Origin of the sequence: Streptomyces sp. NPDC060366 (genome assembly GCF_042725135.1) — a bacterium.
Classification (GTDB): Bacteria; Actinomycetota; Actinomycetes; order Streptomycetales; family Streptomycetaceae; genus Streptomyces.
On record NZ_JBHXDC010000004.1, the window covers coordinates 1 to 25,469 of the forward strand.

Below are 25,469 nucleotides of genomic sequence, written 5' to 3' on the forward strand. Positions count from 1 at the left end.
TGGACGAGGTCGGGGTATCAACATATCTGGCGTTGACTTTTGGCACGCTGTTGAGTTCTCAAGGAACGGACGCTTCCTTCGGTCCCGTCTCCGGGTCCCTCCGGGCTTTCCCTTCGGTCTTGCTGTCTTGCGTTTCCGACTCTATCAGAACCTTTCGGCGCCTGATTCCCAGTCAGCGGGTTTGTCTTTCCGGCCCTGCGGCCGTTCCGACGTTTCAAACTCTAGCCCGTTTCCCCGCCGACTCACAAATCGAGTCCCGGTAATCGATTTCGGCATGCCGAAATTGTTCCCGGTCCGGGGGTCCAGCAGAGTTTGTGTGCCGCATTCAAGCGGCCGGAGCGTGTCGTAGAACCGTTACGGCTCCATGACAACTCGAAGAACCTTACGGACCGGTCCGGGCGGTGTCAACTTGGGCTGTTCGCCCCTCCGTCGGTCCGGGTTCCCGTCGGCCCACGTCTCCGTCAGTCCAGATCGGTCAGGCGCCCGCCGGCGTCCGGCTGGGCGTGTTCCACGCGGCGGAGCAGGCGGGTCAGCAGCCCGCCCAGCACTCCGCGTTCCTCGGTCGAGAGGTCCTGGAGCAGGTCCTCCTCGAAGTCCGAGGCCATGCGCATGGCCTCCAGCCATTTCGTGCGGCCCTCGTCCGTCAGCTCGACGATCACCCGTACGCGGTTGTTCTCGTCCCGGTCGCGCGTGACCAGGCCCTCGCCCGCCATGCGGTCGACGCGGTGGGTCATCGCCGCCGGGGTGAGGCCGAGGCGTTTGGCCAGTTCGCCCGGACCGAGGCGGTACGGGGCTCCGGCGAGGACAAGGGTCTTGAGGACTTCCCACTCGGCGTTGCTGATGCCGAGGTCGGAGACCTGTCTCCCGTACGCCACGTTCATCCGGCGGTTGAGCCGGCCGAGCGCCGAGACGACCTTCTCCACCTGGGGGTCGAGATCGTCGAACTCCCGCTGATAGGCGGCGATCTGTTCGTCGAGGCTCGGTTCCTCGGGGGTGTCTGACATGCGGCGCAGTATGGCACGCCCGTCGTTGGCGTTGAAGTCCTTCGGTGTGTATTGTTGAGGATCTAACTTTAGCTTTGAAGTCTTCAGACCTCAGGTCTTCCAGTGTTGAGTCTTCTCCTCAGAGGCAGGTGAGTGTGACCAGGGTGATGGGCGCCGCGATGCGCCGGATCCAGGCAGGGAACGCGTTGAGCGCGTTCGGGCTCGGGTTCACCGTCCCGTATCTCTATGTGTATGTGGCCCAGGTGCGGGACCTGGGTGCCGGTACGGCGGGGGCCGTGCTGGCCGTCTTCGCCATGGCCGCGCTCGTCGCGCTGCCCTTCACCGGGCGTGTCATCGACCGGCGCGGGCCGTTGCCCGTCGTCGTCGGTGGTGCGGCGCTGGCCGCCGTGGGTGCCCTCGGTATAGGGGTGGCGGCGAGTGTGCCGGCCGCCGTGCTCTCGGCGGCGCTGCTCGGCGCCGGTACGGCCGTCATGCAGCCCGCGCTCGCCACGATGATCGTGTGGTGCTCGGAGCCGTCGACCCGGACTCGGGCCTTCGCGACGCAGTTCTTCCTCCAGAACCTCGGGCTCGGCATCGGTGGTCTGATCGGCGGGCAGATCGTCGACGTCTCCAGGCCGGGGAGCTTCACCCTGCTGTTCGGCATCGAGGCCGCGATGTTCCTGGTGCTGGCCGCCGTCGCCGGCACGGTCCGGCTCCCCCGTACGTCCGCCGCCTCCCTTCCCAAGGAGATGGGGGCGCGGGCCGGGGGCGGTGGGCTGCGCGCGCTGCTCGGACACCGGGCGATGGTGCAGCTGTGCGTGCTGGGCTTCGTGCTGTTCTTCGCCTGCTACGGGCAGTTCGAGTCCGGGCTGGCCGCGTACGGCACCGAGGCCGCCGGGATCGACCCGTCGACGCTCGGTGTCGCACTGGCCGCCAACACCGCCGTGATCGTCGTCGCGCAGTTCGTCGTACTCAGGCTGGTGGAGCGGCGCAGGCGGAGCCGGGTCGTCGCCTCGGTCGGGCTGATCTGGGCGCTCGCCTGGGTCATCGCCGGATACGCGGGCCTGGGGCACGGCAGCCAGACGATGGCGACCGCCGCCTTCATCTCCACGTACGCGCTGTTCGGACTCGGTGAGTCGATGCTGTCGCCGACCGTGGCCCCGCTGGTGGCGGACCTGGCGCCGGACGAGATGGTCGGGCAGTACAACGCCGCTTTCGCTCTGGTCAAGCAGCTGGCGCTGGCCCTGGGTCCGGCTGTGGGCGGGCCGATGGGGGCCGCTCTGCACGGCCCGTACATCGTGACGTTCGTACTCTTCTCGCTCGGTGTCAGTGTGCTGGCGCTCCGGCTGGGCCGGCGGCTCACCCCCGTGCAGGACCAGCCGTCACTCGCGTACACCTCGCGGGTCGTGGCCGTCCACAAGCCGGAGGCCGTCACCGCCTCGTATTGAGGGTGACGCGGTGCGTGTCAGTGCGGCAGGGCGAACTCGCACCAGACCGCCTTGCCGCCGCCCGGTGTGCGGCGGGAGCCCCAGGACGAGGCGATCGTCGCGACGATCGAGATGCCGCGACCCGCCTCGTCCGCCGGTTCGGCGTGGCGCCGCAGCGGCAGATGGTCGTCCCCGTCGGTGACCTCGATGATCAGTCTTCGGTCCGTACGGCGGAGTCTGAGCCGCATCGGCGGGGTGCCGTGCTGGAGGGAGTTGGCGACGAGTTCGCTGGTGGCGAGCACGCCCAGATCCTTGAGCTCGACGGGGAAGCGCCACGAGGAGAGGACTCCCGAGGCGAACGCGCGGGCACGCGGTGCGGCCTCGATGCCGCCGAGCAGGTCGAGCGCGGCGTTGTGGAAGAGCTCGGCGGAGTGTCCGGTGCGGGCGGGGTGCTGGAGGACCAGCACGGCGACGTCGTCGTCGTGCTCGGCCGTGACGCCCATGGCGCGGATCAGCCGGTCGCAGACGACCTGGGGTGATCCCTTGGCGCCTGCCAGCGCGCGCTCCAGGGATGCCACGCCCTCGTCGATGTCCTCGCTGCGGCGCTCGACGAGACCATCCGTATAGAGGACGGCGGTTGAGCCGGGTGCCAGGTCGATGGTGCCGGAGGTGTGGATCCAGCCGCCGGTGCCGAGCGGGGGGCCCGTCGGTTCGGCGGCGCGTGCCACCGTGCCGTCCTCGGCCCGTACGAGGATCGGCAGATGGCCCGCCGACGCGTAGACGAGCCGGCCCTCGTTGGGGTCGTGGACCGCGTAGACGCAGGTGGCGATCTGGCTGGGGTCGATCTCGGCGGCGAGCCCGTCGAGCAGTTGCAGGACTTCGTGCGGGGGCAGGTCGAGGCGGGCGTACGCGCGGACGGCGGTGCGCAGTTGGCCCATGACGGCCGCCGCGCGGACGCCGCGGCCCATGACGTCGCCGATGACCAGGGCCGTACGGCCGGCGCCGAGGGTGATCACGTCGTACCAGTCGCCGCCGACCGCGGCGTCCGTACCGCCCGGCTGGTATGTGGCGGCGACGCGGAGGTCGTCGGGCTGTTCCAGCTCCTGCGGGAGGAGTGAGCGCTGGAGGGCGACGGCGGTCTCGCGGAGTCGGCGCTCGCTGGCGCGCAGGCGTTCGGCGGCCTCGGCGTGGTCGGTGACGTCGGCGGCGAAGATGAGGACGCCGCCGGATCCGCTGGTCTCGACGGGGGTGCAGGTCACCGTGTACGAGCCGTCGCGGGCCACGGTGGCCGAGCCGTTGACCGTGGCGTTCGCGGTGGCGCCGGTCGTGCCGGACGTCGCCGCCTGGACCTTGCGGGACTTGACCGTACGGGGCTTCCCGCTGCGCAGCACCTGGTCCATGAGGGGCATCAGGCCCAGCTCGACCAGTTCGGGGCAGCCGTCGGCCGCGGCCGTGCCGGGCTCGCGTGGTCCGAACGCGTCCGTGTAGGCGTCGTTGACGTACGCGACGCGGTGATCGGGGCCGTACACCAGCGCGACGAGGGCGGGGAGCCCGCCGAGGACGTCGCGGACGGACAGCTCCTCGAGGGCGGGGATTCCCGCCGGCCCTCCGTCCTGTCTTCCGTCCTGGTGTTCGCCTGCCCGGTCGCCGTGCTGCTCGCCGTGTCGTTCGAATTCACCACGGGCGGCGGGCACGGAACTCTTGGCACCCGGCGAATGCGCGGAATTGTCCCGTGGCTTGGCAGGGGAGTCTCCCGTGTCGGTCCGCGCGGCGATGCGGCGCTGTGTACCGGGGAGCCGGGCGCTCCAACGCGTGAAATTCACGGATTTTCAGGCCTCATGGTGTCGTTGCTGTTCGCCTTGGCGGGCTACCGGATCGCTCTCTGCGGAATCACTCTGTGCAGATGTGAACCCACCTATGGTCACACGTTCTGTGTGGCCGACGGGACTGACATCGGACGTCAGACGTCTCTGGGTCGTTCCACTCCGGCGGCGAGTTCGAACTCGGCACGTGGGTGCTCCAGGGAGCCGAGGGAGACGATCTCCCGTTTGAACAGTCCCGAGAGGGTCCACTCCGCCAGCACGCGCGCCTTGCGGTTGAAGGTGGGGACGCGGCTGAGGTGGTACACGCGGTGCATCAGCCACGCCGGATAGCCCTTGAGCTTTCGGCCGTACACCTGCGCGACGCCCTTGTGGAGGCCGAGCGAGGCGACGGAACCGGCGTACCGGTGACGGTAGTCGTTCAGCGGTTCGCCTCTCAGGGAGGCGACGATGTTCTCGGCGAGGACCCGGGCCTGGCGGACGGCGTGTTGCGCGTTGGGGGCGCATTCGGCGCCGGGCTCGTCCGCCGCCAGATCGGGGACGGCGGCGGCGTCACCCGCGGACCAGGCGTGTTCGGCGCCGTCGACGGTGAGTCTGGCCGTACAGATGAGCTTGCCGCGCTTGTCGAGGGGGAGATCGCTGGCGGCGAGGATCGGGTGCGGCTTGACGCCCGCCGTCCAGACGACGGTACGGGTGGGGAAGCGGGTGCCGTCGCTCAGTACGGCGACGCGGTTCTCGCAGGATTCGAGCCGGGTTTCGAGGCGTACGTCGATGTTGCGGGCCCGCAGCTCGCGGACCGCGTACCTGCCCATGTCGTGGCCGACCTCGGGAAGGATGTGGTCCGAGGCCTCGACCAGGATCCACTTCAGGTCGTCGGCCTTGACGTTGTGGTAGTAGCGGGTGGCGTAGCGGGCCATGTCGGCCAGTTCGGCGAGTGCTTCGACGCCCGCGTAGCCGCCGCCGACGAAGACGTAGGTGAGTGCGGCGTCGCGCAGTTCCGGGTCGCGGGTGGAGGAGGCGATGTCCATCTGCTCCAGGACGTGGTTGCGCAGGGCGATGGCTTCCTCGACGGTCTTGAAGCCGATGCCGTGTTCGGCGAGGCCGGGGACCGGGAGGGTGCGGGAGATCGAGCCGGGGGCGAGGACGAGTTCGTCGTACGTCATCTCGAAGGAGCCGGGGATCGGGTCCGCGTCCGGGGTGTCGGCGCCGGGGCGGCCGGTGTTCGCTCTCGCCGCGGCCTCTTCCTCGGAGGCGAGGGTGGTGAGTGTCGCGACGCGCTTGGCGTGGTCGATGGATCTGGCCTCGCCGACGATGATCTTGCAGTCCGGCAGGACGCGGCGCAGCGGCACCACGACGTGGCGCGGTGAGATCGAGCCGGCGGCCGCCTCGGGCAGGAACGGCTGGTAGGTCATGTACGCGTTGGGTGACACGACCACGACCTCCGCCTCGCCGCGCTTGAGCTTCTGCTGGAGCCGGAGCGCGGTGTACATCCCGACGTAGCCGCCGCCGATGACGAGGACGCGTGCGCGGGGCGGTGGTGCGGGGGTCGTCCCCCGGGAGATCTCTGCCTTCACCACCCCATGAGGCATCGGGCTCCTTGGTTTGTCCACAGGCTCAGCAAATTGTGTGACCGGAGCCCTCCGGCGGCCCCGTGTGCGCAAATCCCCCTGTGGCAGGGAAGGTTCGCAGGTCAGGTGGTACGGGGTCGGCGGCAGGAGAGTGCCGAATCAGGCATCTTCCGGTCCTTGCTCCGATCGGGGGGCGCACTGTGCGGAACCACCCCCTTCTGAATTCCTCGGGGCTCAACTATGTTCGTACTCCGTCGGGGTGTCGACCGTGACTGGTCGAAACGCCCCGGCTGTCAAGGCGGGGAGGTCTCCGGGGGGAGACGTCATTACCGGGGGAACGCTTATGCACATTCAGGATTCTCATTGGCAGGCCGTCGTCTCCGTGGACGGCAACGGACGCGCGAGCACCGGCGGGATCGGCCGAGCCGCACCGCTGCGTGTCGACGCTCAGCGCAATCTCGAACACGTCCTTCGGGCGGCTCGTGAGGTGTTCGGCGAGCTCGGTTACGGGGCGCCGATGGAGGACGTGGCGCGCCGGGCCCGGGTCGGGGTCGGCACGGTCTACCGGCGGTTTCCCAGCAAGGACGTGCTGGTCCGCCGGATAGCCGAGGAGGAGACCTCCCGGCTGACGGAGCAGGCTCGGGCGGCTCTGGGCCAGGAGGACGAGCCGTGGTCCGCGCTCGCCCGCTTCCTGCGGACGTCGGTGGCTTCCGGCGCGGGCAGGCTGCTGCCGCCGCAGGTGCTGAGGGTCGGGGTGGACGTCGACGAGTCGACGGTCGTCCCGGACTCGGCGGACGAGGCCCGGGTGCCGCATCAGCGACAGTCCGGACATCCGGATCTGCGCGTGGTCGTGGCGGGAGAGCACGCCTCGGTCGGCGCGGTCGGCTCCTTGGACGGCGATCTGGCGGACGCTGCTTCCGGCACGGTCGAACTGCTCGATGTCGTGGGCCAGTTGGTCGAGCGCGCGCGTTCGGCCGGCGAGCTGCGGCCGGGTGTGACGGTGGCCGATGTCCTGCTGGTGATAGCCACGGCGGCGCCCGCGCTGCCGGACGCGGCGCAGCAGGCGGCGGCTTCGGCCCGGCTGCTGGACATCCTGCTCGAAGGGCTTCGGTCCCGGGCGGCGTAGTGCGGGGGCCCGGCGGGCGCCCGCGGTGTTCGGCGACGTCAACTTGAGGTGGTGGGGCGGTAGTCGGACAGTAGTTCGTCCGACTACCGCACCGCACCCCGCCGTGAGCATCGCCGTGAACGCCTCCCGAGGGCGCGCTCCTGTGCGGACGTCCTGGTGAACGACGTTTCGGTGACGACCGGTCGAATCCCGCTGGTGCGGTCGTGGACCGGGCGCCCTGTTCCGGTGACGACTCACGTACGAGTGGTCGCTGTCAACGGGGGGTTCGGCGGTGGCGGGCGCTGTGGCACGCTGACTCGGTGTTTCGGGTCTGCAGGACGCTACGGGGGCTTCCGCGATGAGCGGTGACGGACGGAATGAGCCACTGGGTGGCGGCGCGGGGGGTACGGGGACGGGTGGGCCGCCGTCCGGGCAGGTGCCGAGCCAGGGTCGGCCGGGGGGTTCCTCGGGAACGGCCGGGCCGTCAGGACCTCTCGGTCCGACTGCCGGCCCGCCAGTCGGTCCGCCTGTCGGTCCTCTTGTCCCTGTGCCGCCTTCGGGGGACGCGGAGGCGATTGTGCCGCCGCAGCGCGAGCGCGGCGGCCGGCCGGCCGAGGCGCCCGTCGAGGGACCGGCCACCGATCTGCCTTCGTCGGACGCCGAGTTGATCCAGCGCATGCGGGACGGCGACGACGGGGCGTACGAGGAGCTGTACCGGCGGCACTCGGCTGCCGTACTGCGTTACGCGCGCACCTGCTGCCGGGACGCCCATACCGCCGACGATCTGACGGCCGAGGTGTTCGCACGCACGCTCCAGGCGGTGCGCGGGGGCGCGGGGCCCGAGCAGGCGGTGCGCGCGTATCTGCTCACGACCGTACGTCGCGTCGCCGCCGCCTGGACGAAGACGGCCAAGCGAGAGCAACTGGTCGACGACTTCGCGGTGTTCGCCGCGCAGTCCGTCCGCTCGGCCGAGGTGTCGGACGACGACACGCTCGATCTGGGCGCGGACGTGCGGGCCATGCACGAGGCCGAGCGGACGCTCGCGATGCAGGCGTTCCGCAGTCTGCCCGAGCGCTGGCAGGCGGTGCTCTGGCACACCACCGTCGAGGAGGAGTCGCCCAGCGAGGTCGCGCCGCTGTTCGGTCTCACGGCCAACGCCACGGCCGTGCTGGCCAGTCGGGCGCGTGAGGGTCTCAAGCAGGCGTATCTCCAGGCGCATGTGAACACGGCGGTCGCCTCGGCAGGCGACTGCGCGCGGTACGCCGACCGGCTCGGGGCGTACGCGCGCGGCGGGCTGCGTATCCGCGCCGAGCGCGGGCTGCGCAAGCACTTGGACGAGTGCGCGAAGTGCCGGATCGTGGCGGGCGAGTTGGCGCACGTCAACGCCGGGATTCCGGCGGTGCTTCCGATCGCGGTCATCGGCTGGTTCGCGGCCGGTTACTCGCTCAAGGCCGCCGGGGTCGTCGCCGGCGGCGCGGTGGGTGCGGCCGGAGCCGGTGCGGCGGCCGCGGCCGGTGGTGCGTCGGGTTCGGCGGGAGGCAGCGCCGGAGCGGCGGGCGGTGCGGTGGCCGAGGGGCTGGGCGCGCCGATGAAGGCCGGGATCGCCGCGGTGGTCGCCCTCGCGGCGGCGGCCGGGCTGGTGTGGGCCCTGACGGGCGACGAGGTCCCCGACGAGCCGAAGGCGAAGCCGCCCATCGTGCAGCCCGTCGTACCGGAAAAGCCCGCGCCGGAACCGGAGTCGAAGCCACCGGCCGCGCCCGCCCCGGCGCCCCGGCCGACGCCGCCGCCCGAGAAGCCCTCGCCGAAGCCGGAACCGGAGCCGAGCCCCACGCCGACGAAGGCGAAGCCGACACCGCCGAAGCCCGAGCCCGAGCCTCCGGCGCCGACGACGCCGCCGCCCGCCGAGCCGAAGCCGCCCGCCCCGGCGCCGCCGCCTCCGCCCGCCCCGGAGGTCTACCAGGTGAACCGGCTCAGCTTCGACGTGACCGGTGACGGGTCCGGGCCCGAGGTGCTGATCGGGCAGAGCAGTTGGCTCTGGCAGCGCCCGGGCATGTCGATCGGCGGCACGCGGTACGGGCACGGGGCGTCCATGCACGCTGCGGGTTCGGTGGCCATCCAGCTCAACCGCCCGTGCGCCACCTACCAGGCGATGGTCGGCGTGGACGACCTGACGCTGGGTCTGGGCGCGGTGCGTTTCTCCGTGTACGGCGACGGCGGCCGGCTCTGGCGGTCCCCGGTGGTGCGCGGCGGCGAGGCGGCGGTGCCGGTGAGTGTGGGTATCGGAGGCCAGAAGAGGATCCGGCTGGTGGTCGAACCGCACACGCCGTTCGACTCGGTGGCGGTGGCCGACTGGGCGCGGTCCAGCATCAGTTGCGGCTGAGCGACTGAGCGGCTGTCCGACCGACCGGCCGAAGGCGGTACGGCGGACACCGCACGCCCGATCGCCCGATGGGCCCGGTGTACCTACGGATGCAGCGTGGGGCGGCGTGGCACCACGCCGCCCGCGACCGCGCGCTGGCGCGGGGCCGCCGTGCCCGTCCAGCAGGTGCCCCGGCGGGACAGCAGGCGTCTGAGCCACAGTTCGGTGGAGACGAGGTCGGCGATGCCGTCCAGCGGGATCGGTTCGCCCTCGGCCGCCTTGCGCAGCGCCTTGCGCACCACGCGTGCCTCGATCAGGCCGGCGTCGGCCAGCAGCGGCGCGTCGAACAGGGCCATCAGGTCGCCGATGGCCGCCCGCATCCCGGTGCGGGTCGCGGCGGCCGACGTCGCGTGTGTCGTGGCGCCCCAGCCGGGCGGCAGATCGTGGATGCCCGCCCCGGCGAGGACCGCGCGCAGGACGTCGGCGCGGGCGCCGGGCTGGACCCGTAGCGATTCGGGGAGTGCCCGGCAGGCCCGGACGACCTGGTTGTCGAAGAACGGCGCGTGGAGGCGCTGGCTGCGGATCTCAGCGGCCTGCTCGAAGATCCGGTGGTCGGCGGCGTGCCTGGCCAGCGCGGCCCGCGCGCGGGCCTCTCCGGGCCGCTGGACGGACGTCGGACGGATCGCCGCCGTCGTGAGACGAACCGATACTTCGGCCAGGGCCTCGCCCGTGAGCCAGCGCGCCGCCGGTCCGGGCCTCGACCAGGTGAGCGCGGCGAGGGAAGCGCCCAACGGCCCGTCGGTGGCGGGCGCGTCGCGTTCGCGGTGGGCGCCGGGGAGTTGCGCGGCCGCCTCTTCGAGGCCGGTGCGGTACGGCGTACGGGCGAGGCGGCGGGCCGCGCGGTAGACGGTCAGTGGCACGAACAGCGAGCCCGCCGAGGGGCCTTGGGCCTTGGCGAGCGCGGTGGTGGGCCGCAGCAGGTCGCGGCGGCGCCGGTCGATCAGCAGGTCGGCCAGGCGCGCGGGGTGGGCGTCCAGCACCTCGCGGGCCCCGGCCCCGGTGAAGTGGTCGGCGCTGCCGGCGGCGAGCCGGCGGCGGTGGCGTTCGGCGGTGACGAGTGAGGGGCCGGGCTCGTCGGTCAGCGGGCCCTCCAACTCGGCGTACGGCAGGGCCTCTTCGCCCGCCGCGACGACCACGTGGTGCAGCCGGGGGTTGGAGGCCATGGCGCGGGCCCGTTCCAGTTCGGCCTCGCGCCCGCCGGTGGCCAGGTCGTTGAAGGTGACGGCGAGGAGCCGTTCGCCGGCGCCGGTGCCGTGGCCGAGGACGGTGCCGGGCGCGCCGGGCAGCCCGGCGGCGAGCAGGGCGAGCGTGCCCGAGGCGCTGCCGCCCGACAGGTCGGCGCCGATGCCGGGGACGGGTCCGCCGCGGGCGGCGCGCCGGTCGGCCGGCCCCATGCCCGGCACTGGCCCGGGGTCGGGCGGTGTGGTCTCGGGTGCGTGACGCGGCGCCAGGAGTCTGGCCCGTACGGCTTCGACGAGGGCGTCCCTGACTCCCTCGACGGCCCGTTCGGGGTCGACCTGGGGCGCGGCGACGGCGAGCGAGGCGACCTGTTCGTACCCGGTGATCTCACGGGAGCCCTCGCGCAGGACGAGGGCGTGGCCGGGCGGGACGCGTTTGACGCCCGCGTACGGCGTGGAGTCGCGCAGCGCTTCGGGGGTCTCGGGGCAGGCGAGCAGCGCCGCCAGGTGCCCGATGTCGAGCTGTGCCTCGATGAGGTCGGCGAGCGGCAGGGCGGCGGTGGCGTACGCGGTGCCGCTCGCCCACGGCGTGTGGAAGACGGGTCTTGCGCCCGCGAGATCGCCGGCGACGGTGATCCGGCGGCCGATCTGGGCGACCGCCGTGTAACTGCCGGGCCAGGCGGTGAGATGGCGCAGGGCGCCGCCGCGGGCGGCGAACAGCCCGATCTTCAGCTGTTCGTCGGTGGCTCCGCAGCAGCCGAACACGGCGAGCCGGGTGAAGGGGTCGACGCTGACGACGCGGACCTCGTCGTCCCGCCAGTCGCCGACGGCCCACAGCGGATCCGGGTCGCCCCACAGGAGTTGGGAGCCGACGGGGTGGACCGTGCGGCCCTCGGACTGATCGCCCACGGAGCCCGCCGTGCCGAAGCTCGCGGCGATACTGCTCCACCCCACCAACCAGCGCATCGGCGCCTCCACAGCCTGTGGATCAAGTGTCGTACCCGTCGTCATCAGTCGTTCGTGAACATGCTGCCACGACAACGGCACACAGGAGTGGCCCCCGTGAGGGAGCGCGAAATGCGAATGCGCCCCTGGCAAAGGCCAATTGGCGCTGCGAGGGGCTCAGGTCGGACAGACAGCATTCAGCCAATCTCCGAGCCCGATCCGCCGACAGAACGTCGGTAAATGTACAGTCCGGGAGGCGCCATCACCTCCCGGACCGATCCGCCACCCGCGGGGAAATGAGGCGGCGGTGTCCCCCAGCCCACTGGTTCCAGTACGCAGTGGGCCGACCCACGCAGCACTCATGGAAGCGCTCCCGGCCTCTTTAGGCCAAGAGCGCACGGCCGGGCGCACGGCCACACACCCGGAGCACGTTCGATCCGGGGCGGGTTTCACACGTACTCGCGTACGGACAACAATCCCGCCATCCGGACGTCCGCCCCTTAACGGTAGGGATGCGGCGAACTACGCTGGGTTTACGAATGCCACGGGGTTCCTCAGAAAGAGGGGCCGGCGGGGCGGCCGTCTGTGTGTCGAGGGGTGACGCATGTCCAGGGAGCTACGCGGGCCGAACGAGAAGCTCGGCACCGTTCTCGCCCTCGCGGGAATCAGCAACGCCGGGCTCGCCCGGCGGGTCAACGACCTCGGGTCGCAGCGCGGTCTGACGCTTCGATACGACAAAACCTCAGTGGCGCGGTGGGTTTCGAAGGGGATGATTCCGCAGGGTGCGGCGCCCCATCTGATCGCCGCGGCCATCGGCTCCAAGCTGGGCCGGCCCGTGCCACTGCACGAAATCGGCCTGGCCGACGCCGATCCGGCGCCGGAGGTGGGTCTCGCCTTCCCGCGCGACGTGGGCGAGGCGGTGCGGTCGGCGACCGATCTGTACCGGCTGGACCTGGCGGGCCGGCGGGCGGGCAGCGGCGGCATCTGGCAGTCGCTGGCCGGTTCCTTCGCGGTCAGCGCATATGCCACGCCCGCTTCACGGTGGCTGATATCGCCCGCCGACTCGTCCGTCGCGCGGGACGCGGCGATGGCCGAGGCGGCGCGCAGAGCGCACGCGGCGCACGGCGGACCGGGGTTGACCCCGCCACCGGGGTCGGTCCTCACACCAGCCGCGGCGGGCCCCGCGGGCGCGCCCGGAGCCGACGCCGGTGGCGAGCTGTCGCCCCTGCGCGTGGGCCACAGCGATGTCGCCAAGCTCCGCGAGGCGGCGGCCGACGCCCGGCGCTGGGACTCCAAGTACGGCGGCGGGGACTGGCGTTCGTCGATGGTGCCCGAGTGCCTTCGGGTGGACGCGGCGCCGCTGCTGCTCGCCGCGTACAGCGACGAGGTCGGCCGCGGCCTCTTCGGCGCGACCGCCGAACTGACCAGGCTGGCCGGGTGGATGGCCTTCGACACCGGTCAACAGGAGGCGGCGCAGCGGTACTACATCCAGGCCCTGCGTCTGGCCCGCGCGGCGGCGGACGTGCCGCTCGGCGGCTATGTGCTGGCCTCGATGTCCCTCCAGGCGACGTACCGCGGATTCGCCGACGAGGGCGTCGACCTGGCCCAGGCCGCGCTCGAACGCAACCGGGGGCTCGCGACGGCCCGCACCATGAGCTTCTTCCGGCTGGTCGAGGCACGCGCGCACGCGAAGGCGGGCGACGCGGCGGCGGCCGGGGCCGCGCTCAAGGCGGCGGAGGGCTGGCTGGAGCGCTCCCGCGCGGGCGACGCGGATCCCAGCTGGCTGGGCTTCTACTCCTACGACCGCTTCGCCGCCGACGCCGCCGAGTGCTACCGCGATCTGAAGGCGCCGCGGCAGATGCGGCGCTTCACGGAGCAGGCGCTGTCCCGGCCGACCGAGGAGTTCGCACGGTCGCACGGGTTACGCCTGGTGGTGAGCGCGGTCGCCGAGCTGGAGTCCGGCAATCTGGACGCGGCGTGCGCGGCGGGGACACGTGCCGTGGAGGTGGCGGGACGGATCTCGTCGGCGCGCACGACGGAGTACGTACGGGATCTGCTGCACCGACTGGAGCCGTACGGCGACGAGCCGAGGGTCGCGGAGCTGCGGGAGCGGGCACGTCCGCTGCTGGTGGCGCCCGCGTAGGCCGTGCGGCGGGGCCGTGCACGGCAGGGACGTGTACAGCCGTTACGCGCCAGTGGTCGGGCCCGCTGCCCGAATGCTTGGTGAACGATGAGGGACACGCGTGGCACCCCGGTGGTTTAAGGGCATTGTCAGTGGGCCAGTGCACTATCGGGGTGGGAGGTTGCGCGAGTGAAGACAGACGGCTCGGGTCGCGTGGGCGGCCGTGGCTACGACTGCGACGTGCTGGTGATCGGCGGCGGCATCGTCGGTCTCTCGACGGCCTACGCGCTCACCCGCGCCGCACCGGGCACCCGTGTGACGGTCCTGGAGAAGGAGCCAGGCCCCGCGCGGCACCAGACGGGGCACAACAGCGGAGTCATCCACAGCGGTGTGTACTACCGCCCCGGATCCCTCAAGGCGCGCTACGCGATCAAGGGCGCCGCGGAGATGGTCAAGTTCTGCGCGGAGTACGGCATCGCGCACGAGGTCACCGGCAAGCTCATCGTCGCCACGGGCCGGGACGAACTGCCCCGGCTGCACGCCCTGGTCCAGCGCGGCAGGGAGAACGGCATTCCGGTACGGGAGCTGGGCCCGGCGCAGATCATGGAGTACGAGCCGGAGGTGCGCGGCCTGGCCGCGATCCACGTCGGCACGACCGGGGTCTGCGACTTCGGGGCCGTCGCGGCGCGGCTCGCCGATTCGGCGGAGGTGTCCGGCGCGACCGTGCGGTACGGCGCGGAGGTCACCGTCGTCGACCGGCGGGCCTGGGGCGTCGCAGTGCGTACAGCAGCCGGCGAGGTGGTCAGGGCCCGCGTGCTCGTCAACTGCGCGGGGCTCCAGTGCGACCGGGTGGCCCGGCTCGCGGGCGACGACCCGGGCATGCGGATCGTCCCGTTCCGGGGTGAGTACTTCGAACTGGCCCGGCCCGGTCTCGTCCGCGGGCTGGTCTATCCGGTGCCGGATCCGGCCTTTCCGTTCCTGGGGGTGCATCTGACGCGCGGTGTCGACGGCGGTGTCCATGTCGGCCCCAACGCGGTGCCCGCGCTGGCCCGCGAGGGCTACTCCTGGTCCGCCGTGCGCCCCCGTGAGATGGCGGGCACCCTCGGCTGGCCCGGCTCCTGGCGGATAGCCCGCAGACACTGGCGGTACGGCGCGGGCGAGCTGAGGCGCTCGCTGTCCAAGCGCGCCTTCGCCACCGCCGTACGGAGGCTGCTGCCCGCCGTGACGGACGCCGATCTGCGCCCCGCGACCGCCGGCGTGCGCGCCCAGGCGGTGCTGCGGGACGGCACGCTGGCCGACGACTTCCTGATCCGGCGCGGACCGCGCGCGGTCCATGTGCTCAACGCCCCGTCACCGGCGGCGACGGCCGCGCTCCCGATCGGCCGCGAGGTGGCGAGCCGGGCGCTGACGATGCTGAAGGACGCGGACGGAATCTAGGACGTGGCCCGGGACCGGTCGGCCCGCGTCCTGGGGATCTCGCCGGGCACCGCGGGCGGGTCCGTAGAATCGAGAGGATCCTGTCCGACTCCGACGTGCCCGAGAAAACGTGTCCCAGACCCAGATGAACGTGAACAGCGACCGCGACGGCGACCGTGCCGACAGCGCGCACGCCGACCGCACCGACCCCCGGAGCCGGATGTTCCCCGAGGGCACGGGCCCGGCGGCCGACCCCGCCGGATCGCACTTCGAGCGCCGTATCCGCAGCTTCCAGCCGCGCCGCAGCCGCGTGACGACCGGCCAGGCCGACGTCCTGCGGCGGCTCTGGCCCTCCTGGGGCCTGGACATCGACGGACAGCGCGTCCTCGACCTCGACGCGATGTTCGGCGGGCTGCCGGTGGTCCTGGAGATCGGCTTCGGCATGGGCGAGGCGACCGCGCGGATGGCCGCCGACGACCCGGACACCGGGATACTCGCCGCCGACGTCCACACGCCGGGGCAGGGGAACCTGCTCCGTCTCGCCGAGCGGAACGGGCTCTCCAACATCAGGGTGGCCAACGGCGACGCGATCATCCTGCTGCGGGAGATGCTGCCGCCCGGGTCGCTGGCCGGGATCCGCGTCTACTTCCCCGATCCGTGGCCCAAGAAGCGCCACCACAAGCGGCGGCTGATCCAGCCCGAGTTCCTCGACCTGGTCGCGCCCCGGCTGAAGCCCGGCGCCGTACTGCACTGCGCGACCGACTGGGAGCCGTACGCCGAGCAGATGCTCGACGTGCTGACCGCGCACCCCGCCTACGAGAACACGTCCCCGGACACCGGTTACGCGCCGCGTCCCGACTTCCGGCCGCTCACCCGGTTCGAGGGCCAGGGCCTGGAGAAGGGGCATGCGGTGCGCGACCTGCTCTTCCGCCGGGTCGCGGACGGCGCGGCGGCGTAGCAGCAAGGCGTCGGGGCGGGCCGGGACGAGCCGGGCACCGTCGCGAGTTGTCGGTGCCGCTCGTTAGGGTCAGTAGGTGTCCGAACCGTTCCGACCGCCCCCGCACGAGCACCGGCCCAAGCACGCGCACCCGCGAACAGACCCGCACCCACCCACGACCGCGCCCGCACCGACGCACCCGGCGATCCCCGCGTACGAGCAGCAGCAGCGGCTCGGTGACATGTGGGCCGCCGTGCCGGAGCGTTCCCGCTGGCGCTACCGGCCGCGCCGCTCCGTCTGGCGGCACCCGGCCGTACGCGCGGGCGCGGTGGTCATCCTGCTCGCCCTGTGCGGTCTGCTGATCCTGTCGCTCGTACGGGAACAGACCGGTACCCAGGGCTTCCTGGTCGGTCTCGGTCTGGCGATCCTGCCCGTGCCGCTGCTGATGGCGGCCTTCCGCTGGCTGGACCGGGTCGAGCCGGGCCCCTGGCGGAATCTGCTCTTCTCCTTCGCCTGGGGCGCCTGCGCCGCCGCCCTCGTGGCGATAACGGCGAACTCCTTCGCGACCGAGTGGATAGCCACCGCCACCGCCGATCCCAGCGGCGCGGAGTCCCTGGGCGCCACCGTGGTCGCGCCGATCGTCGAGGAGAGCGCGAAGGCCGCCGCGATCCTGCTGATCTTCCTCTTCCGACGGCAGTCCTTCACCGGTCTCGTCGACGGAGTCGTCGTCGCCGGCTTCACCGCGACCGGTTTCGCCTTCACCGAGAACATCCTCTATCTCGGCAGCGCCTTCGGCGAGGACCAGCAGATCGGCAACTCGGGCCTGGCGTCCGTGACCGCGGCGACCTTCTTCGTACGGGTCGTGATGTCGCCGTTCGCGCATCCACTCTTCACGGTGCTGACGGGCATCGGCTTCGGTATCGCCGCGCTCGCCACTCGCCGCCAGCGCTTCCGCCGCCGGCTGATGCCGGTCCTCGGCCTCGTGCTGGCCATGGGCACGCACGCGCTGTGGAACGGCTCCTCCTCGCTGTTCGGCCCGTACGGCTTCTACGCGGTGTACGCGGCGTTCATGGTTCCCGCCTTCGCCCTGCTGACCTGGCTGGCGATCTGGAGCCGGCAACGCGAACTGCGGACGGTCGCCGCCGAGTTGCCCGCGTACGCGGCGGCCGGCTGGCTCGCCGAGACCGAGCCGCTCGCCCTGTCCTCGATGCGGGCGCGCTCGATCGCGCGCACCGTCGCGGGGCGCGGCTACGGGGCCGACGCGGCCCGCACGGTCGGTGAGTACGAGGCGTTCGCGACGTCCCTGGCGTTCCTGCGCCACCGGGCGGGGCGCGGCACGGCGGGCCCGGACTACGTCGAGCGCGAGCAGGAGCTGCTGCACCACATGTGGCAGCGCCGGGAAATAGCGTCGCCCGCGCTGGCTTACGCGGCGCGGGCGACGGGGCGGGTGTGGACGCCGCCGCCGTACATCGACTACGGCGGCTACAACCCGTATCGGAGCTGAGTCCTGCTTCTTCGGATCAAGCCGGAGGGGACAGGGCCGGATCATCCGACCCTGGTCCGGATCCGGTCAGGGGGCGAGGCCCTTGCTGCGCAGCCAGCTCAGCGGGTCGATCCCGCTGCCGCCCGCGGTGTGCACCTCCAGGTGCAGGTGCGGGCCGGTGACGTTGCCCGTGGCTCCCACGCGTCCGATGGTCTCGCCGGTGGTGACCTTCTGGCCGGCGCTGACCGTCATCGAGGACAGGTGGGCGTACCAGATCTCCGAACCGTCTTCGAGCTCCAGCACGACGCGGTAGCCGTAGGACCCCGACCAGCCGGCCGACTTGACGGTCGCGCTGTGCACGGCCTTGGTGGGCGTGCCCGTGGGGGCCGCGAAGTCCAGGCCGGTGTGCTGGCCGGAGGACCACATGGAGCCGGTCTGGCCGTAGGTGGAGGTGAGCGTGTACGAGGAGGTGGGCAGCGAGAAGCTGGCGGCCAGCTTCTCCAGACGCTCCTTCTCCGCCTTGGCCTCCGCCGCTTCCTTGGCCTTGCGCTTCGCCTCGGCGGCCTTCTCCTGCGCGTCGGTCTGCTGCTTCTTGGCCTCGGCCGCGGCCGTCTCGGCGGCGGCCGTCTCGGCGCTCGCCTTCTGGGCGGCGTCGGCCTCGGCCTGCTGCTGCTCGGCCTGCTGGAGGATCCGGGCGCGCAGCGCCTCGCCGGAGTCGGTGGTGCCCTGCTGGGCGTCAGCGGCGGTGAGGGCCGCCGTGGTGAGCGGGGAGGGCGTCTCGTCGTTCTTCTTGTCCCCGTCGGACATGAAAGACCCGACGCCGGGAAGAGACTTGGCGTCGGGAAAACTGTCCGAGATCGCGTCGGGAAGTGATATCGAGACCGCGGGCTTGTCCTGGGCGGAGGCGATGCCTCCCGCGCCGACCGCGGCGATGACGCCTACTCCGAGGACCGTGGAGCTGCGGGCGAGAGCGTTGCGCTGCTTGGCGACACGGTGCTTGCCGCGTACGGGACGGATGGAGTCCGCGGTGGGATTCCACTCCTCCCAGTCCCTGTTCGCCTCGCCGTTGCTGTGATCGGTGCCGGTGAGCCGGCTGCCGGGGCCGAAATGGGCCGGGGCTGAGGCTTCGGGGGCAGGCCTGTTGGACGCCACTGGGGCGCTCTCCTTTCCTTCCTTCTCGCCTACCGGGTTAGCTGACGGGTTCGGAGCAGGAAGGTCTCCTACGAGCGTTCTTGACCGCACGAGGCAGCAAGAGGCGCCCGATTCACCCCAATTGGTGGTTCCCCGGTTTCCTTGCGGAATTCGGCGCGTGCGCACGGTGCCGTCTCTTTCGACGGCTGGGACAACCGCGCTGCGTTATCGAACGTTAATAGACGACCGGGGCTTATTCCAAGCTGTTCCGGGTGATCGTTAGCGATGACGGCCGGGATCAACCGGGCCACAAGCGGGCGTAATCGGGCGAGTTGATCGACTCTTAGGCCGTGTGCGATCACACACTCGAACTGACGGTGCGTCAAATGTTATGCGGAGCGGTGCGCCTCAACTACACAGCGTGCCGGTCGAGATGACATCACGGCACGACGGGGTGCGGGGCGGGCGGCGCGACGAGCCGCCTCACGGCACGACGGGCATCGTTCTGCGCCGCTCCGGCTGCCGCGCGGTGGGCCGGCTGACGGCCAGCAGCGCCATGTCGTCCGTACTGCCGCCGCCGGTGTGCAGCCGTACGTCGCCGACGATCGCCTCCAGCAGCTCGTCGGGGCCGGGGAAGATCCGTCCCGCCAGCCGTTCGCGCGGGTCGTAGAAGACGCCCGCCGCGTTGCGCGCCTCGGTGAGACCGTCCGTGTAGAGCAGGAGCGTCGACCCGGACACGTACGGGACCTCGTCCGCCCGGTCCGGCCAGGCCCCCAGCTCGCCCATCCCGAGCGGCAGCGCCGGGTCGGAGGGGGCAAGCACCGTCAGCGCGCCGTCGGCGGCGAGCACCAGCGGCTCCGGGTGCCCGCGGTTGACCACCCGCACCATGCCCTCGACATGCGGGATCTCCGCCAGGACGGCGGTGGTGAAGCCCTCGAACAAATCGATCCCGCTGCGCCGGGTGCCTTCGCGCGCCAGTGCCCGCTCCAGCCGCTGCGCGACCCCTTCGAGCGAACTCTCCTGCTCGGCGGCCTCGCGGAAGGCGCCGATGACGACGGCCACGGTCTCGACGGCGCCCATGCCTTTGCCGCGTACGTCACCGACCACCAGCCGTACCCCGTACGCCGTGTCCTGGACGGCGAACAGGTCACCGCCGATGAACGCGCCCTCCTCGGCCGCCTCGTAACGCGCGGCGATGTGCAGCCCGCCTATGCGGGCGGCGGGTGTGGGCAGCACGGCGCGCTGGGCCGCCTCGGCGATGACCCGCGCCGAGGCGAGACGTTCACCGCTGCGGCGTACGACCCCGTTGATGGCCAGCGCGAGGACGGAGACCGTGAAGACGTTCAGCGCTTGACTGATCGTCGCGGTGTCCTGCAGATTCCCCGTCCCGAGATGCAGCCCCAGGAAGACCAGGGTCGACACGATGCCGACAACGAGGGTGCGCGCGAGCGAGAAGAACGGGGCGGCCACCAGCGGCGCCGCCGCGAAGAGCGGGGAAGCCGTAAAGGCTGTCGGGGTCACCTGGTCCAGCACGATCGCCACCACGATGATCAGGCCGGGCAGGAGTTCCACGATCGGATACGGCGAGCGGGCGCGGTGCCGGGCGCGCCGCCGCCTGGCCCTGCGGGGGCGGTCGAAACCGGAGCCGGAGGGACGCCCGCCGGGGGAAAAGGAGTCGTCCCAGTCGGGGTCTTCCGGCGGCCGGCTCGCCTCACCCAAGCCGGCGTCGGCGCGCCGGAGGCTACGCCGGATCCCGCGCTCGACGCTGTTCCTGAGACTGCGGAGCCTGGTCCTGGCGGACAGGCGACGGCGGGCGGCACCCTCGGCGGAACGGTCGTCGCTCCCGCCGCGTGCCGTCCCGTCGTCTCCGTTGTCTCTCAGGTGCCCCACCAGTCGTCTCCTGCCCGGTCCGCCGACGGCTGCGCACGGTACCGCGCACTTCCCAGGCTGACTCTTTCCGCGTCCGGCGGCTACCCGGCCATCGACCGACTGGGCTATCGGCGGGGCCCGGCCGCCGGGGCGGCCGTCAGTCGGTGAGATGGCGCTCGGCGTACACCTTCATCGCGTCCCGTACGAGCACGGCCGCGCCTTCCTCGTACTTGTCGTAGTTCCGGCCGAAGCGCGGGTCGTCGACGTACATCGCGGTGACCCCGATGACATACGACTTGCCGACGTTCGACGTGGTCGACAGCCACTCGTAGTGGCGGCGCGCGAGGGCCTGCGCCTCCTCACTGTCGGGGGCGCGGCCGTCCTTCCTGGCCCGGCCCCAGTCCCGGGCGATGTCCTCGTGCCGGCCCATGAACTCCTTCCGCTCGCTCTCGCTCAGCGAACGCCACCAGCGGTCCCCCTTCTCGTACGCGTCCCGGCCCCACCGCTCGGTCACCTCACGCTCGTAGCGCGTGTGATCGAAGCCGTCGAGAATCTCCTCGGCCATCAGCTCTCCTCCGTTCTCGGTCTTGTGGAGAGTGGTCCGCACCGAGGCGATGAGACGCCCCACCCGCTCCCGCTCCTGTTCCAGCAGCGAGAGATGGGTGCGCAGTGCGGCGGCCGTGTCCTGTTGGCCGTCGAGGATCCGGGCGATCGCGGGCAGACCGAGGCCGAGCTCACGCAGCAGCAGGATCCGCTGCAGGCGGACCAGGGCGTCCTGGTCGTAGTAGCGGTAACCGTTGCCGCCGACCCGGCTCGGGGTCAGCAGCCCCAGCTCGCCGTAGTGCCTGAGTGTGCGGCTCGTCGTGCCGGCCTTCTTCGCGATGTCCTGGATCGACCACTCCATGTCCGGAACGCTAAATCTTGACGTGACGTAAAGGTCAAGCCCGATTTCGCGGGACACGGCGGCAAGGAACGACGACACGGGAGGCCGACAGGGGATCGGCAGGAATCGGCAGGTGGTCGGCAGCAGGGGATCGGCGCACGACGAAGGCCCGGATCCAGTGGATCCGGGCCTTCGTTCTCTACCAGTAGCGGGGACAGGATTTGAACCTGCGACCTCTGGGTTATGAGCCCAGCGAGCTACCGAGCTGCTCCACCCCGCGCCGTTGAATGCAACATTACGCCATCCGGACCAAGATCATCTCCATTTTCCCGTCCGGGGCACCGATCGGCCTAAGCGGCCTCCACCACATCGGCGTGGACGGCGGCCGCCCACTCGACCAGAAGCCGCTGATACTCGTCCTGCTCGGCAGGGGACAGCGTCCGGCCCGCCCGCGCCCACAGGGCACGGATCTCCGTGTTGACCACGGCGGCAGGACGGACGGAAGGACGGGCATCAGAGGAAGCTGACATGGGGTAAGGCTACGGCCAGCCACTGACAATCGGCAGAGCGTGTACCCCACGTCCTCGTATCGCCACCGTCCGGAGCCCTTCAGCCCCTACGCTTACACCGGTGATCGAAACCATCGTGTTCGACGTCGGCGAGACTCTCGTCCGCGACGACCGTCACTGGGCTTCCTGGGCCGACTGGCTCGGCGTCCCCCGCCACACCGTCTCCGCGCTGGTCGGCGCCGTCACCGCACAGGGCAGGGACAACACCGACGCCCTCCACCTCATCAAACCGGGGATAGATGTCGGCGAGGCGTACCGCGCCAGAGAGGCCGCGGGCCGGGGCGAGCACCTGGACGAGTCCGATCTCTACCCCGACGTACGGCCGGCCCTGGCCGGGCTGCACCAGCTCGGCGCGCGCGTCATCATCGCCGGCAACCAGACCGCCAAGGCCGGTGAGCTCCTGCGGGGGCTCGATCTGCCGGCCGATCTGGTCGTCACGTCGGACGAGTGGGGCGTGGCCAAGCCGTCGGCGGAGTTCTTCACCCGCGTCGTGGAGGCGGCGGACACCGCGCCGGAGCGGATTCTGTACGTCGGTGACCACCCCATACACGACCTGTTCCCCGCCCAGCGGGCCGGGCTGCGGGCGGCGCATCTGCGGCGGGGCCCCTGGGGCTATCTGACGGCGGACGATCCGGACGTCGTCGCGGCGGCGGACTGGCGGATCGACACGCTCACCCAGCTGACGCCGATCGTGGCGGAGCTGCGGCAGCCGGTCTGAGCGGTCCCAGCGGTCTGAGCGGCGCAGGCGGCGCGGCGGCGCGGGCGGCGCGGGCGGCCGGTCAGTCGGAGCCGTACTCGTGCGGCTGCCCGCCCTGCCACTCCACCCAGGCGGGATCGTCGAGCAGTTCCCACGCGTCGGGCAGCCCGGCGAGCCGAAGAAATTCGATCAGATGGTCGTCGTTGTGGGCCAGTCCCATGATCCGGCCGCGGACGGTGACCCGCCGGCCGCCCGTCCCGGACGGCCGGTGCACGACGATCGGTGTGTCACTCATACGGTCAAGAGTGCGACTCCCGGGCTCCGAGCGCAGCCTCGGGGTCCGGTCTTTGCCCGGAGATCACCGCGAAATGGACCGCTTACCGGCCCTTCCACGTACTTTGTCGCCGCCCGGATGCGGGATATGACACACGCCCCGATGCTGGGAGGTGAACCCACAAGGGAGGACGAGTCATGTCGATGCTCGACAAGCTCAAGGGTCTGGTCAAGGGCCACGAGGACACTGTGCGAAAAGGTGTCGACAAGGCAGGTGACGCCGTCGACAAGAAGACCGGGAACAAGTACAAGGGCCAGGTCGACTCGGCCCAGGAGAAGCTCAACGAACAACTGGGCTCCCAGCAGCGGCCCACGCCGGGCGACGACCGCCCGCCGCGGACCTGATCCGCGAAGCCGATCCGCCGAGCCGGCCCTCGGAGCCGGCCCTCGGAGCCGATCCGAACGAGCAGCCCGCCGAAGGCCCCGACCGGCCCCCCGCCCCGGTCGGGGCCTTCGCGCGTCGGGCGGCCCCGCCGCGTCCGTCCGGCTACGGCCGCGCCCCGTCGGAGCCCACGTACTGCTCCGCGAACTCCCCCACCGGCTCGATCGGCGTGATGATGTCGATCAGCACCCCGGCGGGGTCGGCCACGATGAAGTGCCGCTGCCCGAAGTCCTCGCTGCGCAGCGGGAGTACGGGGGTCAGCCCCGCACCGTCGACGAGCCGCTCCCACTCCGCGTCCACGTCGGCCACCTCGAAGTTGAGGAGGAGTCCCTGGACGGGTCTGCCGTAGCCCTCGGGCAGCGTCGGGTGGGTGGGGTCGAGGAGCGCGAGCTCGTACGGGACGGTCCCCGGCCGTCGCAGACTCACGTACCAGTCGGCCTCGAACGTCGTCTCGAAGCCCAGAAACCGCGTGTAGAAGTCGCGGGACTCCTGGAGCCTCGTGGTCGCGATCACGGGATAGAAGCTGGTCAGCTCCATGACGAATTCCTTTCGCATACCATCGGTACGCGAACGACGCTATTCGCATACCGTCGGTATGTCAATCGGAGGGGAGCACGATGCCGCAGGAGCACGGGGCCAGGGCCCGGCAGCGGGAGCAGACCAGACAGACGCTGCTGCGCGAGGGCCGCAGGCTCTTCGCGGAGGTCGGTTACGGCGCGGTGAGCCTCGCGGAGATCGTCACCGCCGCCGGGGTGACCAAGGGCGCGCTCTACCACCACTTCGACGGCAAGACCGCGCTGTTCCGCGCCGTACTGGAGGACGTCCAGGAGGAGGTGGGCCGGCGCGTCGCGGGGGCGGCCGACGCGCGGGACGACTCCTGGGACCAACTGGTCGCGGGCTGCCAGGAGTTCATCACCGCCACGACCGCCCCGGACATCCAGCGGATCATGCTCGTCGACGGGCCGGCCGTGCTGGGCTGGACCGAGTGGCGGGCGATGGACGAGGCGTCGTCGGCCCGCCATCTGACGGAGGCACTGACCGCGCTCGTGGAGGAGGGCGTCGTCGTCGCGCAGCCGGTGGCGCCCCTCGCGCACCTGCTGTCGGGCGCGATGAACGAGGCGGCCTTGTGGCTGGCGACCTCGGCGGACCCGGCGGATCTCACCGACACCCGGGCCGCGCTGGGGCGGCTCCTCGGCGCGCTGCGGGTCGGGTGACTACCTCAGCGGGTGAGGAGATCGAGTACAGCCTTGACGACGTCCTCCGGTGCCTCCTCGGCCATGAAGTGGCCGCAGGAGACGGTGGTGTGCCGCAGATCGGGCGCCCAGGCGCGCCAGCGCTCGGCGGCGTCGAAGCCCAGCGCCGTACCCCAGTCCTGCTGGAGGACGGTCACCGGCATCCGCAGTCGGTTCCCGGCGTCGCGGTCCGCCTGGTCGTGGACGACGTCGATCCCGGCGGAGGCGCGGTAGTCGGCGACGACGGAGGGTACGGACGCGCGGGAGGCCGCCAGGTACGCGGCCCGGATGTCGGCCGGGATCGCCTGCGGATCGCGCGTCCAGATGTCGAGGAAGTGACCGAAGAACGCGTCCGCGCTCGCGCCGATCATCCGCTCGGGCAGACCGGGCGGCTGGGCCATCAGATAGAGGTGGAAGCCGACGGCGGCGCCGGTGCCGTGCATGACGTCCCAGGTGTCCAGGGTGGGCAGGACGTCGAGCGAGGCGAGGTGCGTGATCACCTCCGGGTGGTCGAGGGCCGCGCGGATCGCCACGAGCGCGCCCCGGTCGTGGCCGGCCAGCGCGAAACGGTCGTGCCCCAGGGCACGGGCGAGCGCGACGGCGTCGGCGGCCATGGTGCGCTTGGCGTACGTGAGCCCATCGGCCTCGGCGTCCTCGGCGGGCTTGTCGCTGGCGCCGTAACCGCGCAGGTCGGGGCAGATGACGGTGTGACGGGCGGCGAGTTCGACGGCGACGTGCCGCCACATGAGGTGGGTCTGCGGGAATCCGTGCAGGAGCATGACCGGGCTGCCCGAGCCTCCTACGGCGACGTTGAGGGTGACGTCGTCGGCGACGGGGACGCGCCGGTAGGTGAAGCCGGGGATGGTGGGGTGCATGGTGCGCCCTTTCGTAGGCTGACGTGCGTGGCTTCGAGCCTGCGGGCCGCGAATCAGCGCTGGGTCAGCAGCGGGGCGGCCATGGGTCGGCGGTG

The 25,469-nt window shown here is 71.6% G+C and carries 21 protein-coding genes, 1 tRNA gene and 1 riboswitch; of the genes, 10 read left to right on the forward strand and 12 right to left on the reverse strand.

Annotated elements, in window-relative coordinates; genetic code table 11:
• Window positions 1–461 precede the first annotated feature (461 nt).
• Window positions 462–1,004: a MarR family winged helix-turn-helix transcriptional regulator gene (locus ACFWHU_RS12565; RefSeq protein ID WP_385797024.1), complete on the reverse strand. Its 543-nt coding sequence runs from the start codon at window positions 1,002–1,004 to the stop codon at window positions 462–464.
• A gap of 146 nt (window positions 1,005–1,150) precedes the next feature.
• Between ACFWHU_RS12565 and ACFWHU_RS12570 the strand changes: the two genes are divergently transcribed.
• Complete coding sequence (locus ACFWHU_RS12570) at window positions 1,151–2,431, forward strand: MFS transporter (protein ID WP_387225131.1); 1,281 nt, start codon at window positions 1,151–1,153, stop codon at window positions 2,429–2,431.
• 17 nt (window positions 2,432–2,448) lie between these two features.
• Here ACFWHU_RS12570 and ACFWHU_RS12575 read toward each other — a convergent pair whose 3' ends face one another.
• On the reverse strand, window positions 2,449–4,233 hold the full coding sequence (locus ACFWHU_RS12575) for a SpoIIE family protein phosphatase (protein WP_387224843.1): 1,785 nt from the start codon (window positions 4,231–4,233) through the stop codon (window positions 2,449–2,451).
• Between the two features lie 137 nt (window positions 4,234–4,370).
• On the reverse strand, window positions 4,371–5,819 hold the full coding sequence (locus ACFWHU_RS12580) for an NAD(P)/FAD-dependent oxidoreductase (RefSeq protein WP_387224844.1): 1,449 nt from the start codon (window positions 5,817–5,819) through the stop codon (window positions 4,371–4,373).
• A gap of 322 nt (window positions 5,820–6,141) precedes the next feature.
• On the opposite strand from ACFWHU_RS12580, the gene ACFWHU_RS12585 reads away from it, so the two are divergent.
• Entirely contained in the window at window positions 6,142–6,924 is a 783-nt protein-coding gene (locus ACFWHU_RS12585) for a TetR/AcrR family transcriptional regulator (RefSeq protein ID WP_385797018.1), read from the forward strand.
• 337 nt (window positions 6,925–7,261) lie between these two features.
• Window positions 7,262–9,283, forward strand: a complete 2,022-nt coding sequence (locus tag ACFWHU_RS12590; RefSeq protein ID WP_387224846.1) for a sigma-70 family RNA polymerase sigma factor — start codon at window positions 7,262–7,264, stop codon at window positions 9,281–9,283.
• Between the two features lie 83 nt (window positions 9,284–9,366).
• Here ACFWHU_RS12590 and ACFWHU_RS12595 read toward each other — a convergent pair whose 3' ends face one another.
• Window positions 9,367–11,466, reverse strand: a complete 2,100-nt coding sequence (locus ACFWHU_RS12595; RefSeq protein ID WP_385797014.1) for an asparagine synthase-related protein — start codon at window positions 11,464–11,466, stop codon at window positions 9,367–9,369.
• A 583-nt stretch (window positions 11,467–12,049) separates the two neighbouring features.
• Here ACFWHU_RS12595 and ACFWHU_RS12600 point away from each other — a divergent pair.
• From ACFWHU_RS12600 to ACFWHU_RS12615, 4 genes are all read left to right on the forward strand, one after another.
• Window positions 12,050–13,588, forward strand: a complete 1,539-nt coding sequence (locus tag ACFWHU_RS12600; RefSeq protein WP_387224847.1) for a sporulation protein — start codon at window positions 12,050–12,052, stop codon at window positions 13,586–13,588.
• 168 nt (window positions 13,589–13,756) lie between these two features.
• Window positions 13,757–15,004 (forward strand): L-2-hydroxyglutarate oxidase, encoded by a 1,248-nt coding sequence (lhgO, locus tag ACFWHU_RS12605; protein ID WP_387224848.1) that lies wholly within the window; start codon window positions 13,757–13,759, stop codon window positions 15,002–15,004.
• Window positions 15,005–15,203: 199 nt separating this feature from the next.
• Window positions 15,204–15,941, forward strand: coding sequence for a tRNA (guanosine(46)-N7)-methyltransferase TrmB (gene trmB, locus ACFWHU_RS12610; RefSeq protein ID WP_387225132.1), 738 nt, complete (start codon window positions 15,204–15,206; stop codon window positions 15,939–15,941).
• A gap of 220 nt (window positions 15,942–16,161) precedes the next feature.
• Entirely contained in the window at window positions 16,162–17,424 is a 1,263-nt protein-coding gene (locus ACFWHU_RS12615) for a PrsW family intramembrane metalloprotease (RefSeq protein ID WP_387225133.1), read from the forward strand.
• 66 nt (window positions 17,425–17,490) lie between these two features.
• On the opposite strand, the gene ACFWHU_RS12620 is transcribed toward ACFWHU_RS12615, so the two are convergent.
• From ACFWHU_RS12620 to ACFWHU_RS12640, 5 genes are all read right to left on the reverse strand, one after another.
• Entirely contained in the window at window positions 17,491–18,555 is a 1,065-nt protein-coding gene (locus tag ACFWHU_RS12620) for a M23 family metallopeptidase (protein WP_385797009.1), read from the reverse strand.
• Window positions 18,556–18,566: 11 nt separating this feature from the next.
• A riboswitch (cyclic di-AMP (ydaO/yuaA leader) is annotated at window positions 18,567–18,721 on the reverse strand.
• A gap of 296 nt (window positions 18,722–19,017) precedes the next feature.
• The gene (locus ACFWHU_RS12625; RefSeq protein ID WP_387224849.1) at window positions 19,018–20,424 is read right to left on the reverse strand and encodes a PP2C family protein-serine/threonine phosphatase; all 1,407 of its coding nucleotides are present in this window, start codon (window positions 20,422–20,424) and stop codon (window positions 19,018–19,020) included.
• A 136-nt stretch (window positions 20,425–20,560) separates the two neighbouring features.
• On the reverse strand, window positions 20,561–21,307 hold the full coding sequence (locus ACFWHU_RS12630) for a MerR family transcriptional regulator (RefSeq protein ID WP_387224850.1): 747 nt from the start codon (window positions 21,305–21,307) through the stop codon (window positions 20,561–20,563).
• Window positions 21,308–21,492: 185 nt separating this feature from the next.
• A tRNA-Met gene (locus tag ACFWHU_RS12635) sits at window positions 21,493–21,566 on the reverse strand.
• 70 nt (window positions 21,567–21,636) lie between these two features.
• Window positions 21,637–21,816, reverse strand: coding sequence for a hypothetical protein (locus ACFWHU_RS12640; protein ID WP_385797003.1), 180 nt, complete (start codon window positions 21,814–21,816; stop codon window positions 21,637–21,639).
• A 103-nt stretch (window positions 21,817–21,919) separates the two neighbouring features.
• Between ACFWHU_RS12640 and ACFWHU_RS12645 the strand changes: the two genes are divergently transcribed.
• Window positions 21,920–22,573, forward strand: coding sequence for an HAD family hydrolase (locus tag ACFWHU_RS12645; protein WP_387225134.1), 654 nt, complete (start codon window positions 21,920–21,922; stop codon window positions 22,571–22,573).
• Window positions 22,574–22,634: 61 nt separating this feature from the next.
• Here the strand turns inward: ACFWHU_RS12645 and ACFWHU_RS12650 are convergent, their stop codons facing one another.
• Window positions 22,635–22,847, reverse strand: coding sequence for a hypothetical protein (locus ACFWHU_RS12650; protein ID WP_385797001.1), 213 nt, complete (start codon window positions 22,845–22,847; stop codon window positions 22,635–22,637).
• A 176-nt stretch (window positions 22,848–23,023) separates the two neighbouring features.
• On the opposite strand from ACFWHU_RS12650, the gene ACFWHU_RS12655 reads away from it, so the two are divergent.
• Window positions 23,024–23,230 carry an antitoxin gene (locus tag ACFWHU_RS12655; protein WP_385796998.1) on the forward strand — a complete coding sequence of 69 codons (207 nt, stop codon included), beginning with the start codon at window positions 23,024–23,026 and terminating at the stop codon, window positions 23,228–23,230.
• A gap of 142 nt (window positions 23,231–23,372) precedes the next feature.
• On the opposite strand, the gene ACFWHU_RS12660 is transcribed toward ACFWHU_RS12655, so the two are convergent.
• Entirely contained in the window at window positions 23,373–23,804 is a 432-nt protein-coding gene (locus ACFWHU_RS12660; RefSeq protein ID WP_385796995.1) for a VOC family protein, read from the reverse strand.
• Window positions 23,805–23,884: 80 nt separating this feature from the next.
• On the opposite strand from ACFWHU_RS12660, the gene ACFWHU_RS12665 reads away from it, so the two are divergent.
• A complete protein-coding gene (locus ACFWHU_RS12665; RefSeq protein ID WP_385796993.1) occupies window positions 23,885–24,481 on the forward strand; it encodes a TetR/AcrR family transcriptional regulator in 597 nt (198 codons plus the stop codon).
• 5 nt (window positions 24,482–24,486) lie between these two features.
• Here ACFWHU_RS12665 and ACFWHU_RS12670 read toward each other — a convergent pair whose 3' ends face one another.
• The gene (locus tag ACFWHU_RS12670) at window positions 24,487–25,374 is read right to left on the reverse strand and encodes an alpha/beta fold hydrolase (protein WP_387224851.1); all 888 of its coding nucleotides are present in this window, start codon (window positions 25,372–25,374) and stop codon (window positions 24,487–24,489) included.
• Window positions 25,375–25,469 lie beyond the last annotated feature (95 nt).

Bases quoted from the DNA above. Each gene is read 5' to 3' on its own strand.
- ACFWHU_RS12565 (WP_385797024.1), bottom strand. From the start codon at position 1,004: ATGTCAGACACCCCCGAGGAACCGAGCCTCGACGAACAGATCGCCGCC.
- ACFWHU_RS12570 (WP_387225131.1), top strand. From the start codon at position 1,151: ATGGGCGCCGCGATGCGCCGGATCCAGGCAGGGAACGCGTTGAGCGCG.
- ACFWHU_RS12580 (WP_387224844.1), bottom strand. From the start codon at position 5,819: ATGCCTCATGGGGTGGTGAAGGCAGAGATCTCCCGGGGGACGACCCCC.
- ACFWHU_RS12585 (WP_385797018.1), top strand. From the start codon at position 6,142: ATGCACATTCAGGATTCTCATTGGCAGGCCGTCGTCTCCGTGGACGGC.
- ACFWHU_RS12590 (WP_387224846.1), top strand. From the start codon at position 7,262: ATGAGCGGTGACGGACGGAATGAGCCACTGGGTGGCGGCGCGGGGGGT.
- ACFWHU_RS12595 (WP_385797014.1), bottom strand. From the start codon at position 11,466: ATGCGCTGGTTGGTGGGGTGGAGCAGTATCGCCGCGAGCTTCGGCACG.
- ACFWHU_RS12600 (WP_387224847.1), top strand. From the start codon at position 12,050: ATGTCCAGGGAGCTACGCGGGCCGAACGAGAAGCTCGGCACCGTTCTC.
- trmB (WP_387225132.1), top strand. From the start codon at position 15,204: ATGTTCCCCGAGGGCACGGGCCCGGCGGCCGACCCCGCCGGATCGCAC.
- ACFWHU_RS12615 (WP_387225133.1), top strand. From the start codon at position 16,162: ATGTGGGCCGCCGTGCCGGAGCGTTCCCGCTGGCGCTACCGGCCGCGC.
- ACFWHU_RS12630 (WP_387224850.1), bottom strand. From the start codon at position 21,307: ATGGAGTGGTCGATCCAGGACATCGCGAAGAAGGCCGGCACGACGAGC.
- ACFWHU_RS12640 (WP_385797003.1), bottom strand. From the start codon at position 21,816: ATGTCAGCTTCCTCTGATGCCCGTCCTTCCGTCCGTCCTGCCGCCGTG.
- ACFWHU_RS12650 (WP_385797001.1), bottom strand. From the start codon at position 22,847: ATGAGTGACACACCGATCGTCGTGCACCGGCCGTCCGGGACGGGCGGC.
- ACFWHU_RS12655 (WP_385796998.1), top strand. From the start codon at position 23,024: ATGTCGATGCTCGACAAGCTCAAGGGTCTGGTCAAGGGCCACGAGGAC.
- ACFWHU_RS12660 (WP_385796995.1), bottom strand. From the start codon at position 23,804: ATGGAGCTGACCAGCTTCTATCCCGTGATCGCGACCACGAGGCTCCAG.
- ACFWHU_RS12665 (WP_385796993.1), top strand. From the start codon at position 23,885: ATGCCGCAGGAGCACGGGGCCAGGGCCCGGCAGCGGGAGCAGACCAGA.
- ACFWHU_RS12670 (WP_387224851.1), bottom strand. From the start codon at position 25,374: ATGCACCCCACCATCCCCGGCTTCACCTACCGGCGCGTCCCCGTCGCC.